This window comes from Geodermatophilus sp. SYSU D00698 (assembly GCF_054050335.1).
The window spans coordinates 46613-59094 of record NZ_JBJGZD010000008.1 but is presented as its reverse complement, the minus strand read 5'-3'; the positions used below and the strand labels follow the sequence as shown (position 1 = coordinate 59094).

Here is a 12482-nt window from a genome sequence, read left to right as displayed (position 1 = left end):
CCGGCGGGCCGGTCCGGCTCAGCGCCGGTCCTGCGTGGAGGCCACGATCCCGGTGGCGATGTCGCGCAGCTTGCGGTTGTAGCGCTGGGACGCCTCGCGCAGCAGTTCGAAGGCGGCGTCGGCGTCGACGTGCCGCTGCGCCATGAGCACACCCTTGGCCTGCTCGATGACCGCGCGGGACTGCATCGCCAGCTCCATGTTGCGGGCGTGCTCGCCGAGCTGGGCGTGCGCGTCGGCGTTGGCGACGGCGACGGCGACCGCCTCCGCGACCTGCCGGGCCGCCTCGACGGACCCGTCGGAGCCGAACGCGGCGGGCCGCGTCGAGTAGATGTTCAGCGCCCCGATTGTGGTGGCCTGGTAGGGCAGCGGCATCGACAGCGAGCTGCGGACCCCGACCTCCACCACCCGGGCCACGTACTCCGGCCAGCGCGTCTCGGTGCGCGTGTCGTCGATCCGCAGGACGACCCCGGCGCGCCCGGCGTCCAGGCACGGGCCGTAGCCCCGCTGGTACTGCAGCTCGTCGGCCGCCAGCGCCATGTGGCCGTGGTGGGCGGCGGTGGTGGCCACGTCCCCCCGGATCAGCGTGATCGACGTCGACTCGGCGCCGGGGACGTTCTCGGCGGCGATCCGGGTGACCTCGTCGAGCGCGTCGTCCAGGGCCCGGTCGGCCAGCCGCAGTCGGCTCAACGCGCGCCAGAGGTCCTCCACGGGGCCCATCCTGCCCGCAACGGCCGCTGCCGGGGACCCGGCCGATCACCGCGGGCGGGGACCGTACGGGCCCGCCGCTGCGGGCCAGGGCGCTTTCGGTCAGGATGGACGCCGGTCGGCGGAGCAGACGCGAGGGGTGGGACATGGGCCAGGAGGCGTGGCCGTGCACTCCGGTGCCCTCCGTGGCCGGCGACGTCTGGCACTGGCAGCTGGAGGCCATGCACGTCGTCTCCCGGGTGCGCGCGGACCTGCGGGCCCGGATCGCCCACCCGTCGGTGAGCACGTCGTCGACCGAGGACGCCCGCGACGGGCTGCTGCTGGTGTTCGAGGAGCTGGCCTCCAACGCCCTGCGGCACGGCGGCGGCGACGTCCGCGCGCTGGTGGTGGCCAGCCCCGCCGGCTGGCTGCTCGACCTCAGCGACGAGGCGCCCGAGCGCCCCCCGGTGCCCGCCGTCGACCGCGACCCGTCGTTGGGCGGGATGGGCCTGCACCTGGTGGCGCAGCTGTCGGTCGACTACGGCTGGGAGAGGCGCCCCGGCCGCAAGCACGTGTGGGCGCGGCTGCCCTCCGGGCTGGAGCCGGTCGAGGGGTTCGGCAGCCAGGTGCCCGAGCCGCGCGCGCCGGAGATCCCGCGGGACTGAGCCGGGGGGTTCAGGCCGAGTCGGCCACCGCCGCGCCGTCGTGCTCGGCGCGGGCGCAGTGCGCGCAGCAGTAGAACTGCCCCTCCACGACGACGCCGTGGCCCACCACCTTGACGCCGCAGTGCTCGCAGATGGGCGCCATGCGGTGGATGGCGCACTCGAAGCTGTCGAAGGTGTGCCGGGCCCCCTGGGCCACCACCTCGAAGCTCATGTCGTAGTCGTTGCCGCAGACCTCGCAGACCGCCATGGCCCCTCCCTTCCCCGGACGGGGCCGGGGGACACGGGGGTGGCTCAGCTGCTGCGGCGGGCGGTCCAGTTCGAGACGAAGTCCCGCAGGCTGCGGGTGGGCCGCAGCCACGCGCCGTCCGGCGGCAGGGCGTCGAGCCGGACGCGGTCCAGCGGCGCGGCGAAGGCGCCGGGGACGTCCTCGATGTCGATGAACTCCAGCAGGTCCGAACCGATGGCGTAGCCCGCGACCTCGCTGAAGGCCACGACGACGACCTGGGTGCCGGTCCGCGCGAGCTCCTCGAGCGGCTCGGCGAAGTTGCGTCCGTCGCCGGAGAACACGACCAGCCGCCGCAGCCGGTGGCTGTGCGCGCGGACCTCGATGTGGTCGAGCATCGCCTGGTCGATGTCGTCGTCGGGCTGGCTCTTGGGCCGGGCGAAGACGGCGTAGCCGAAGCCGCGCAGCGCCTCCACCCAGCGCTGCAGCGAGCCGACGACCGGCGGGATGTTGGCGAAGACGCAGGCCTCGACCTCGGGCGCGTCCGGCGCGGCGGGGTCGCCGGCGCCGTCGACGAACCAGGCGGCGATCGCGTCGAAGCGCGGCCGGGAGGCGGCGGTGGGGCGGGCGCCGATGACCGTCGACAGGGTCATGTCGATGTTCGGCGCGTCCCAGATCAGCAGGTCCAGCGCGGGCCGCCCCCGGCCGCCGTCGGCCCGGGGCTCGGCGAGGGGCGTCTCTTCGCTGGTCGCGGTCACGGGGGCAGTCTGCCCGGTCGCCGCCGCGTCCGTGCCGGTGCCGTCCGGGGTGTCCGGGGTGTCCGGGGTGTCCGGGGTGTCCGGCACCGGCGGGACGACGACGGGCGGGACGGCGGGCGGTGCGACGACCGGCGGCGGGCCGGCCGGGGCGGTCGCCCGGCGGACGGCGCGCCGGCGGAGGGGACCGGTCACCGCCGGTCCCCTCCCCCCTGTCCGCTCAGGGCAGCCCCCTCAGCGCAGCCGGCCGGCGAGGGCCAGCGCGCAGGAGTCGCCGCCGCCGGCCCGCACCCGGTCCGCCCAGCGCTCGACGTCCTCGGCGCTCATGGGGTGGGCGAGCAGGTAGCCCTGGGCGGAGTCGCAGCCGGCCTCGCGGACCATCCGCAGGTGCTCGGCGGTCTCCACGCCCTCGGCCACCGACCGGATGCCCAGGGTGTGCGCGAGCTCGACGATCGCCCCGAGGACCGCGCCGGTGCCGCCGGAGGCCAGCCGCTCGGCGGCGGTGATCAGCGACCGGTCGATCTTGAGCGTCCCGATGGGCAGCGCCATGAGCTGGGCCAGCGAGGACCAGCCGGTGCCGAAGTCGTCGATGGCCACCCGCACGCCGAAGCCGCGCAGGACGGCGAGCTGGTCCTCGGCGCGGGTGGGGTCCTCGGCGACGCTGGTCTCGGTCAGCTCGAGCATCAGCTGCTCGGGCGCCAGGCCCGACTCGTGCAGCGCCGTCCGGACGTCGCGGACCAGCGTCTCGGCGGAGAAGTGGCGGGCGCTGATGTTGACCGCCATCCGCAGCGACAGGCCCTGCGCGGCCCACTCGGCGGCCTGGCGGGTGGTCTCGTGCAGCAGCCACCGGGTGATCGGGATCAGCTGCCCGGTCTCCTCGGCCACGGAGAGGAAGGCGTCGGGCGAGAGCAGGCCGCGCTCGGGGTGCTGCCAGCGCAGCAGCGCCTCGACGCCCTCGACCTCGCCGGTGTCCAGGCGCACCACCGGTTGGTAGTGGACGACGAACTGGTCGAGCGCGCCGTCGCGCAGCCGGGTGGCGACGTCCATGCGCCAGCGGGCGGCGTCGCGCAGCCCCGGGGAGAACAGGTGGACGCGGTCGCGGCCGGCCGCCTTCGCGGCGTAGCTCGCGGCGTCGGCGTCGCTGAGCAGCTGGTGGGCGTGCCGCAGCCCGGGCTGGGCGACGGCGACCCCGATGCTGGCCGACACCGGCACCGAGACCCCCAGCGCGATGAACGGGCGGGCGAAGGAGCGCTGCAGCCGGAAGGCCAGCGACGCCGCCTCCGGGGTGTCGCAGGAGCGGGCCAGGACGACGAACTGGTCCCCACCCAGGCGGCCGACGGCGTCGCCGGGACGGATCTGCGCGGTCAGCCGGGCGCCCACCTGGCGCAGCAGCTCGTCGCCGACCTCGGAGCCGAGCGAGTCGTTGATGGTCTTGAAGCCGTCGATGTCGAGGAACAGCAGGGCGGTGCGGGAGCGCTCGTCGGCCAGCGCCTCGCCCACGAGCTCGAGCAGCCGGGCGCGGTTGGCCAGGCCGGTGAGGTCGTCGTGGTGGGCCTGCCAGGCCAGCCGCTCCTGGTCGCGGACCCGCTCGGTGATGTCGATGTGGGTGGCGACGAGCTGGCCGTCCTCCTCCACCCGCGCCGCCTGCATGCGCCACCAGGTGCGACCGCTGGAGGACTCGATGGAGTACTCGCAGGAGAAGGTGCGCGTCGGTCCCCCGGGCGGCGCCGCCCGCAGCTCGGCGAGCCCGCCGGCGATGCGGGCCAGGTCGTCCGGGGTCAGGCCCTGACCTATCCGCGCGAGGTAGTCGTCGCCCACCTCGGCGGGCTCCCAGCCCCCTGCGCGCACGACCTCCGCGGTGTCGGCCCAGCTGCGGTTGACGCTGCGGACCCGGCCGCCGCGGTCGACCAGCACGGTCGGGGTGGGGTACGCGTCGAGGACGGCGGTGGTCTGCCGGAGGGCGTGCGCCTGGGCGGCGTGCGCGCGGTGCCGCGAGTCGACGTCGCGGATGAACACGACCAGGCCGGTGCTGTCGGCGGAGGCGCGGACCTCGAACCAGCGGTCCCGCGGCCTGTGCAGGTACTCGAACACGCGGGGGTGGCCGTCGTCGAGGGCGCCCCTGAGCTCCGCCACGAACTCGGTGTCGCGCAGGTCCGGGATGCAGTCGAGGACCTTCTGGCCCAGCAGGGTGTCGGCCGGCCGCCCGAGCAGGTCCTCCAGGGCGGCGTTGAGCCAGGTGAAGCGCCACTCCCGGTCGATGTGGCAGACCGCGTCGGGGACGCTGGCCAACAGGTTCGGCGGTGCCGCCGCGCCCGCACGGTCGGATGGGTGCACGCGTTCTCTCTCCCCCTGCCGCACGCCGGACCCCGTCGAGCGGGTCACCGGTACCGGACCGGGACAGGATGGGAAGTCGGTCCGTGCGCGACGCGTACCCGAGGGTAGTGGAGCCGCGGGCTCTCAGGCAGGGGCAACGGTCGACCGCTCCACGATGCGCGCGGCGGGCACGGCGGACGGCAGCGTGCCCAGCACCGACCCCCAGTCCCCGCCGAGGCGGGTGGCGCAGAACGCGTCGGCGACCTCGGGCGGGGCGTACCGCAGCAGCAGCGAGCCCTGCAGGCACTGGGCGAGCAGGCCGGCGATCCGGCGGGCCCGCAGCGGCAGCGCGTCCGCGTCGCCGAGCTCGGCGGCCAGCCGCTTCACGGCGTCGTCGAAGCGGGCGTCGGCGCCGCGGGCGAGCTCGATCTCGTCGGTGACGGCGGCCAGCGACTCGCTGCTGCGGCCCAGGGCCCGCAGAACGTCGAGCGCGATGACGTTGCCGGAGCCCTCCCAGATGCTGTTGAGCGGCGCCTGCCGGTAGAGCCGGGGCATGCCCGACTCCTCGACGTAGCCGTTGCCGCCGAGCACCTCGAGCGCCTCGCCGACGACGCCCGGCGTCCGCTTGCAGACGAGGAACTTGGCGACGGCACCGGCCAGCCGCAGGAACGCCTTCTCGCCGGCGTCGACCGCGGCGGCCAGCCGGATCGCCAGCGCGGTGGCTGCCTCGCTCTCGACGGCGAGGTCGGCCAGCACGTTCTGCATGAGCGGCTGGTCGACCAGGAGCGCGCCGAAGGCGGAGCGGTGCCGGGCGTGGTGGACCGCCTGGGTGAGCGCCGCCCGCACCGTCGCGGCCGACCCGATGACGCAGTCCAGCCGGGTCGTGTTGACCATCTCGATGATCGTCGGGACGCCGCGGCCGGGGGCGCCGACCAGCCAGCCGGTGGTGCCGTCGAACTCGACCTCGCTGGAGGCGTTGGCGCGGTCGCCGAGCTTGTCCTTGAGGCGCTGCAGGCGGAAGACGTTGCGGCTGCCGTCCGGGAGCACCCGCGGGACGAGGAAGCAGGACACGCCCTCGTCGAGCTGGGCCAGCACGAGGAACAGGTCACTCATCGGAGCGCTCGTGAACCACTTGTGCCCGGTGAGCGCGTAGCTGCCGTCGGCGTTCGCGACCGCGCGCGTGGTGTTGGCCCGGACGTCGGAGCCGCCCTGCTTCTCGGTCATGCCCATGCCCGCGACCAGGCCCGGCTTGGCGACGGGGTCGGTCAGGCCGAACCGGTAGCCGGTCGCGGTCAGGCCGGGCTCGTAGCGGGCGGCGAGGTCGGGCGCCGCCCGCAGCGCCGGCACGGCCGCGTAGGTCATGGTGACGGGGCAGCCGTGGCCGGCCTCGACCTGCGTCCAGCCGAGGTAGCCGACGGCGCGGCGCACGTGGGCGTGCCGGTAACCGGCGTCGGCCGCGGCCCACGGCGCGCCGGCCAGACCGTGCTCGAACGCCGTCCGCATGAGCTCGTGCCAGGCCGGGTGGAACTCCACCTCGTCGACGCGGTGGCCGTACCGGTCGTGGGTGCGCAGCACCGGGCGGTTCTCGTCGGCCAGCCGGCCCCACTCGCGGGCCTGCTCGCTGCCGGCCAGCGCGCCGAGCTCGGCCAGCGAGGCGAGCGTCGCCTCGTCGGCGTGCCGGAGACAGGCCTCCCGCAGCGCCGCGTCCCCGGCGATCGGGTCGTACCCGACCAGCGGCGGGGCCTGGTTCAGGACCTCGTGCGTCGCAGCCACGCCGCGCACCGTACGACCTCGCTGTCACCGCGGTCACACCCCTGGTCCGCCGGCCGGGTTCCACGTGGAACGACGGGACGGCGGCACTCAGAAGGGCGGCGGGTCGTCGGCCGGGTCGGCCGGTGACGGTGGTCCGGGATCGGCCGGTGGTGGACCGGGTTCGGTCGGTGGTGGTCGCAGGCCCGGTGGCCGGGTGGTGCGGGTGACCCCGGACGGGGTGGTGACGGTGAGGGTCCCGTCGGCGCTCATGTGGAAGCGCCAGCCGCGGGCGAAGGTCTTGAGGCGGTGGTGGCTGCGGCACAGGCAGCACAGGTTGGCGCAGTCGGTCACCCCGCCGTCCGCGTGGGGGACGACGTGGTCGGTGTCGGCCCAGCCGACGCGCTGGCCGCAGGTGGGGAAGCGGCAGGTGCGGTCGCGGGTGTGCACGAATCGCTGCAGCGGCGCGGAGGGTGCGTAGGCGTCGGTCGCGGCCGGGCGGTCGAGCACCGCACAGTCGCAGTCGCCGCTGGCTTCGGCCGATTGCTCGACTCCAGCGTCGGCCGGGTGGTCGGCGCAGCCGGTGCGGGCCAGCCGACGCAACCGGTCGAGCGTGGTCGTCGCCCGCAGCGTGCCGTCGTCGTCGACCAGCGCCAGGGTGACCGAGCCGCCCTCCGGTGCCCGGACGCCGAGCGCCTCCAGTTGCTGCAGGAGTTCCCGGAGGTGGGCGGCGGTGATCGGCAACCCGTTCACCGCCCCGGCCTCGCTGCTGCGGCCGGTCAGCGCGGCGAGGGTAGCGATGACCTGCAGATGGGCGCTCACCGGCGGGCGGTCGGTCTCCCAGGGGCGCTGCAGCAGATCGGCCAGGACCAGCGTGCGCAGCTGCCCGATCGGCCGCTGGTCCCCGTCGGCCTTCAGCATCCGCGCCAGCTCATCCACCAGCGCATGACTGGCGGCGGCGACATCGGCGGGGAGGTCGGCGGCGAGGGTGGCCATGCCGTCGAAGGGGCAGTCGTACAGCCGCACGTCGGCGTGCCGCTCGGCCTGCTTCCGGCGGCCGTCGATGGCCTCGGCGTCGGCTGTGAGCAGCAGCGCCAGCGCCCGGTCCTTGAGCTTGCGCACCGTCAGGGACATGGCCTCCGGCAGCAGCCGGGCCTCGAGCGTCCGGGCGGTCGCCGCGCTCGTGTGCTCCAGCACGTCGACCAGCGCCCTGGCACGGGCCTCGTCCAGCGCGCCTGCGGCCAGCGCCGCCCAGGTGCCGGGCAGGTGCGAGCGGTACGTCCACGCCCGGTGGGCCAGGTGGGAGGCGGTGCCCCGGCCGACGTTGAGCACGAGTGCCAGCTCGGCGGTGAAGAACTCCGACACCCCGGGCAGCTCGGCATCCGGCGCCCACGACCCCCGGCGGGCGCCCGGGGTGCCCGGCGCGGGATCGAGATCGGCCGGGCGGGCCTCGGCCAGGCGGAGCACCAGCTCGGCCTCGTAGGCGGCCTCCATCGCCTTGCGCGCCTGCACCCGCTGCAACTCGGCGGCCGCCTGCTCGTCCGACAGCAGCGCCACCGGCAGCCGGGGGATCGACACCGGCCGCTCCAGCAGCCAGCCGGCGAGCGCGCGCTCCAGCGGCGACACGTGGCCGGCGACCTCCTGCACACCCCGCACGCTACGGTCGGGGTACGACAGTTCCCGCAGGTCAGACCGGTTGTCCGGCACTCCGCTGGTCGAGCGGACGGACCAACCGGCCGATCGCCAGCTGCGCCAGCGGGGCGTAGCCGACCATGACCGGCGCCGGGCCGGAGATGCGCAGGCCGGTGGTGCTGCCGCCGTCGGGACCGTCGGCGACCCAGTGCAGCAAGTGCAGCCGGACCGGGCCGGCGCTCACCGTCCACGCCCACTGCCGTGCCGCCTCGTCCACCGACTCGACGACGAACGGGAGCGTCACCCCCACCGGCCCGCGCACCCGCCCGCTCACCCCGGCGGCGAGCCGGGGCCCCGGCACCTCGACGCCGGTGATCTGCGGCGCCCACTGCGGCCACCGGGCGGGCCGGGCGTAGCGCTCCCACGCCTCCGCGGGTGACACCGGGCCGGTGGCGTGCAGGGTCACGGTCGTCATGCCGCCCTCTCTGCCCGCGACGGACCCGCCGCACGCACCGCGGACGGCGGCACGGTCAGGCCGGCGGGCCGCCGAGCAGCAGCTGGCGCAGCATGTGCATCGCGAGGACGACGGAGCGCTCGCGCACCGCCGTCCGCGAGCCGCGCAGCCGCACCGACCGCGCCTGCTGGCCCACCGGGCCGACGGCGCACAGGTGCACGGTGCCCACGGGCTTGTCCGGCGTCCCGCCGCCGGGCCCGGCGATGCCGGTGACCCCGACGCCGACGTCGGCCCCGAACCGCGCCCGCGCCCCCTCGGCCAGCGCCAGCGCCACCTGCGGGCTCACCGCGCCGAACTCGGCGAGCACCTCCCCCGGCACCCCGACCAGCTGCTCCTTCGCCGAGTTCGCGTACGAGGTGATCCCGCCGAGCACGTAGGCCGAGGACCCGGCCCGCTCGATGAGCCGGGCGACCAGCAGCCCGCCGGTGCAGGACTCGGCGGTGGCGATCGTCAGGCCCTGGTCGGCGAGCGCACCGGCCACCAGCTCGTCGAGGGTGGGCCCGGTCGAGAACAGCGTCGCGGCGAACGTCTCGGTCAGCACGGCGGCCAGCCGGTCGTACGCGGGCTGCGCCTCGGGCGCGAAGCGCGTGACGATCTCCAGCTCGCCCTCGCGCAGGCAGGTGGTGACCTCCAGCCCGCCGAGCTCGTACTCGTGCTCCCGGAGGGTGGCGGCCAGCTGCGCCTCCAGCGTCCCCCAGAGCCGGATCGTCTCCTGGCGGAGCTCCCTCGCCCCGGCCAGCACCTCCTGCACCGGCCCGGCCGCCAGCGCCGCCGGCCACATCCCCTGCAGCTCCGACGGCGGCCCGGGCAGGACGACGACGACCGGCCCGGTGCGGCCGTCGGCGGGCGGGACGACGAGGCCCGGCGCCGTCCCCACCGGCTCCAGCACGGTGGCGCCGGCGGGCACCATCGCCTGCTTGCGGACGCCGGCCGCGGTCGCCTCGGGGTCCGACCGCCAGCCGCGGCGGGCCATCAGCCGCTCGACGACGGCGGCGACGCGCTGCTCCAGCTCCGGGTCGACGTCCAGCGGCCTGCCCTGCGCCTCGCCCACGACCGCGGCGGTGAGGTCGTCGGCGGTGGGCCCGAGGCCGCCCGTCGTGATCACCAGCTCGACGCCGGAGGAGGCGAACCAGGCCAGCGCGCCGCGCACGTCGTCGGGCCGGTCGCCCACGACGAGGACCGAGCCCACGTCGACGCCGGCCTGCCGCAGCTGCTCGGCGAGCCACGGCCCGTTGCGGTCGGCGACCCGGCCGGTCAGGACCTCGGTGCCGGTGACGACGATGCCCGCGCGCGTGCCCACCCGCCCGACCCTAGGAGGACGACGTCCTCCCCGCCGGGTGCGAGGCGGACCGCCGGACCCGCCGTCGCACCTCCCCGGGCCGGGCGCGGACCGCCGCTAGCGTGCGGGGAGGACCGGTCCCACCCCGTGCGGGACCGGTCGCCCGCGTCCCAGGAGGAGAGAGCACCCGTGACCACCTCGCCCCCGCCGGCCGGCCCGCGCACGCAGCAGATCCCCACCACCGGGGAGGGTGCGACGGCCGCGGGTCTCGCCGGACACCCGGGCGCGCCCGCCGTGCCGCCGTCGGTCCTGCCGGCGCCCGCGTACCCGGTGACCACGCCCCAGCCGGCAGCGACGCCGGAGCCCGCCCACCACCAGCCGTCCCACCACGCGCCGCTCCACCACGAGCCGGTGCACCACACACCGGCCCACCACGAGCCCGTCCACCACGAGCCCGTCCACCACACACCGGCCCACCACGAGCCCGTCCACCACGAGCCCGTCCACCACGCGCCCGCCGGCTACCAGCCGACCGGGCCGCAGCCCACGGGCCCCCTGGACTCGCTGCTCGGCGCCCCGCCGGTGCCCCCGCCGGCGGCCGCCGGCCCGCAGGAGGCCCCGGCCGCCCGGCCCGGGAAGCCGGCGCGCCCCCGGGCGCCGCGCCGGTCCCGCGACCGCGCCGCGCTGGTCGGCGCCGGCCTGGCGGGGCTCGGCCTGGTGCTGCTCGAGCTCGGGCTCGCGCTGCGCCTGGACGGCCCGCCGCTGTGGGGTCAGGTCCCGGCGTGGGCGGCGTTCGCCACCGTCTGCGCGCTGCTCGGCGGCGCGGCCGCGCTGTCGCGGCTGGTGCCGGCGCTGCGGCTGGGCCCCCTCACCGCGGAGCGGCTGGCGCTCGGCGGGGCCGCCGGCCTGGCGGTCTTCTGGGTGCTCGTCGTCCTCCCCCACGCCGACACCGACCGCGGCTTCCTGCTCACCGCCGCACTGGGGGCCGTGGCCCTCGCCGCCTGGCTGGTGCCCGGCCGCCGTCGCTGACCGGACGCCGGCGGCTCAGCGGACGCGGCCCCGTCCGTTGCCCCGTCCGTTGCCGCCGGCGTTCCCGTTCCCCCCGCCGTCGCCGCCCACCTCGCCGCCGTTCCCCTCGCCGGGGTCCTGGGCGTCCGCCTCGTCCCCGGCCGCCGGCGGCGGGACGGGGTCCGGCTCCGGCGCGGCGGGCGTCACCGGCTCGGCCACCTCCGTGACCGGGGCGGAGTCCACCGCCCAGGACGGCGCGGAGGGCCACGGCGACGAGGGCGGCTGTGACGGCGGCGACGACGGCGGCGACGACGACGACGACGGTGGCGGGGACCACGGCCCGGACTCGGGCCGGGACACCGCCGCGGCCACCGTCAGCGTGACCGTCTCCCCCGGCGTCAGCCGCCCGACCGGGGTCGCCCCGGTGACGACGCCCGGGGCCGCGTCGGCGGTCTCCACCACCACCCGGCGCACCCTCAGCCCGGCCGCGACCAGCTGCTCCTCCACCTCGTCGGCGGACCGGCCGACCAGGTCCACCCGCCGCACGTCGGTGCCCGCGTCCGCCGGGGACCCCGCCTCGGCCGCCGGCACCGGCGAGGACCCCGGCGCGGTCACCTCCAGCACGCCGACCCCGAGGGCGGCGCCGACCGCGAGGGTCGCCATGCCGGTGAGGACCCGCCCGGCCCTGCGGCGCGGTGCGGGAGCGGCGGCCACGGCCGGCGGGGACACGGCCGGCGGGGACACGGCCGGCGGGGACACCACGGGCGGCAGCGGCGCGGTGACCGGTGGCGGCGCCGGCGGCAGCGGGCGGCCGGCGCGGACGGTCTCCACCGCCCGGCACACCGCCGCGCCGTCGGCGAGCCGGCCGGCGGGGTCCTTGGCCAGCATCCGCGCCACCAGCTCCCGCACCGGCTCCGGCACGTCACGGGGCAGCGGGTCCGGCTCGTCGCGGATCTGCCGCAGCGCGATCTGCACCGGGTGCTCGCCGTCGAAGGCCCGCCGCCCGGCCAGGCACTCGTAGGCGACCATCCCGAGCGCGTAGACGTCGCTGGTGGGCCCCGCCTTGCCGCCGGCCGCCTGCTCGGGCGAGAGGTAGTGGGCGGTGCCGACCACCTGGCCGGTGCGCGTCAGCGGGGCGCTGCCCGCCGACCAGGCGATGCCGAAGTCGGTGATCCGGACCACGCCGTCGTAGCCGACCAGCACGTTGCCCGGCTTGACGTCGCGGTGCACCACGCCGGCGGCGTGCGCGGCGGCCAGGGCGGCGGCGGTCTGCCCCACCAGGTCCAGCACCCGTTCCGCCGGCAGCCGCCCCTCGCGGGCGAGCAGCGCCGACAGCGGCTCGCCGTCGACGAGCTCCATCACCAGGTGGGCGCAGACCTCGCCGTCCTCGGTCACCACCTCGCCGTAGTCGTGCAGCGCGGCGATGTTGCGGTGCAGCAGCCGGCCGGCCAGGCGCGCCTCGGTGCGGAACCGGGTGCGGACGGTCTCGTCCTCGACGTACTCGCTGCGCAGCAGCTTGACCGCGACCGGCCGGTCCAGCAGGGCGTCCCGGGCGCGCCAGACCTGGCCCATGCCGCCGGTGGCGAGGAGGCCCAGCAGCTCGTAGCGGCCGGCGACGACGCGACGTGCAGGCCTGCCGTGCATCGCACCTCCTCGGTTC

11 protein-coding genes are annotated in these 12482 nt (G+C 76.9%); 2 read left to right on the top strand and 9 right to left on the bottom strand.

Annotation, left to right across the window (positions count from 1 at the left end; genetic code table 11):
• Window positions 1-18: 18 nt before the first annotated feature.
• Window positions 19-717: a GAF and ANTAR domain-containing protein gene (locus ACI8AB_RS09645; RefSeq protein ID WP_456949952.1), complete on the bottom strand. Its 699-nt coding sequence runs from the start codon at window positions 715-717 to the stop codon at window positions 19-21.
• 173 nt (window positions 718-890) lie between these two features.
• On the opposite strand from ACI8AB_RS09645, the gene ACI8AB_RS09640 reads away from it, so the two are divergent.
• Window positions 891-1349, top strand: a complete 459-nt coding sequence (locus tag ACI8AB_RS09640) for an ATP-binding protein (protein WP_387988704.1) — start codon at window positions 891-893, stop codon at window positions 1347-1349.
• A 10-nt stretch (window positions 1350-1359) separates the two neighbouring features.
• On the opposite strand, the gene ACI8AB_RS09635 is transcribed toward ACI8AB_RS09640, so the two are convergent.
• From ACI8AB_RS09635 to ACI8AB_RS09605, 7 genes are all read right to left on the bottom strand, one after another.
• Window positions 1360-1596, bottom strand: a complete 237-nt coding sequence (locus ACI8AB_RS09635) for a hypothetical protein (protein WP_387988703.1) — start codon at window positions 1594-1596, stop codon at window positions 1360-1362.
• A gap of 44 nt (window positions 1597-1640) precedes the next feature.
• The gene (locus ACI8AB_RS09630; RefSeq protein WP_456949951.1) at window positions 1641-2522 is read right to left on the bottom strand and encodes an NYN domain-containing protein; all 882 of its coding nucleotides are present in this window, start codon (window positions 2520-2522) and stop codon (window positions 1641-1643) included.
• A gap of 39 nt (window positions 2523-2561) precedes the next feature.
• On the bottom strand, window positions 2562-4616 hold the full coding sequence (locus ACI8AB_RS09625; protein ID WP_456949950.1) for a putative bifunctional diguanylate cyclase/phosphodiesterase: 2055 nt from the start codon (window positions 4614-4616) through the stop codon (window positions 2562-2564).
• A gap of 168 nt (window positions 4617-4784) precedes the next feature.
• Window positions 4785-6413 (bottom strand): acyl-CoA dehydrogenase family protein, encoded by a 1629-nt coding sequence (locus tag ACI8AB_RS09620; RefSeq protein WP_456949949.1) that lies wholly within the window; start codon window positions 6411-6413, stop codon window positions 4785-4787.
• 87 nt (window positions 6414-6500) lie between these two features.
• Window positions 6501-8036, bottom strand: coding sequence for a DUF222 domain-containing protein (locus ACI8AB_RS09615; protein ID WP_456949948.1), 1536 nt, complete (start codon window positions 8034-8036; stop codon window positions 6501-6503).
• 40 nt (window positions 8037-8076) lie between these two features.
• Window positions 8077-8496, bottom strand: coding sequence for an SRPBCC family protein (locus ACI8AB_RS09610; protein WP_456949947.1), 420 nt, complete (start codon window positions 8494-8496; stop codon window positions 8077-8079).
• Window positions 8497-8551: 55 nt separating this feature from the next.
• Window positions 8552-9835 carry a competence/damage-inducible protein A gene (locus tag ACI8AB_RS09605; RefSeq protein WP_456949946.1) on the bottom strand — a complete coding sequence of 428 codons (1284 nt, stop codon included), beginning with the start codon at window positions 9833-9835 and terminating at the stop codon, window positions 8552-8554.
• A 168-nt stretch (window positions 9836-10003) separates the two neighbouring features.
• On the opposite strand from ACI8AB_RS09605, the gene ACI8AB_RS09600 reads away from it, so the two are divergent.
• A complete protein-coding gene (locus ACI8AB_RS09600) occupies window positions 10004-10843 on the top strand; it encodes a hypothetical protein (RefSeq protein ID WP_456949945.1) in 840 nt (279 codons plus the stop codon).
• Between the two features lie 15 nt (window positions 10844-10858).
• Here the strand turns inward: ACI8AB_RS09600 and ACI8AB_RS09595 are convergent, their stop codons facing one another.
• Window positions 10859-12466, bottom strand: a complete 1608-nt coding sequence (locus ACI8AB_RS09595; RefSeq protein ID WP_456949944.1) for a serine/threonine protein kinase — start codon at window positions 12464-12466, stop codon at window positions 10859-10861.
• Between the last annotated feature and the right edge of the window lie 16 nt (window positions 12467-12482).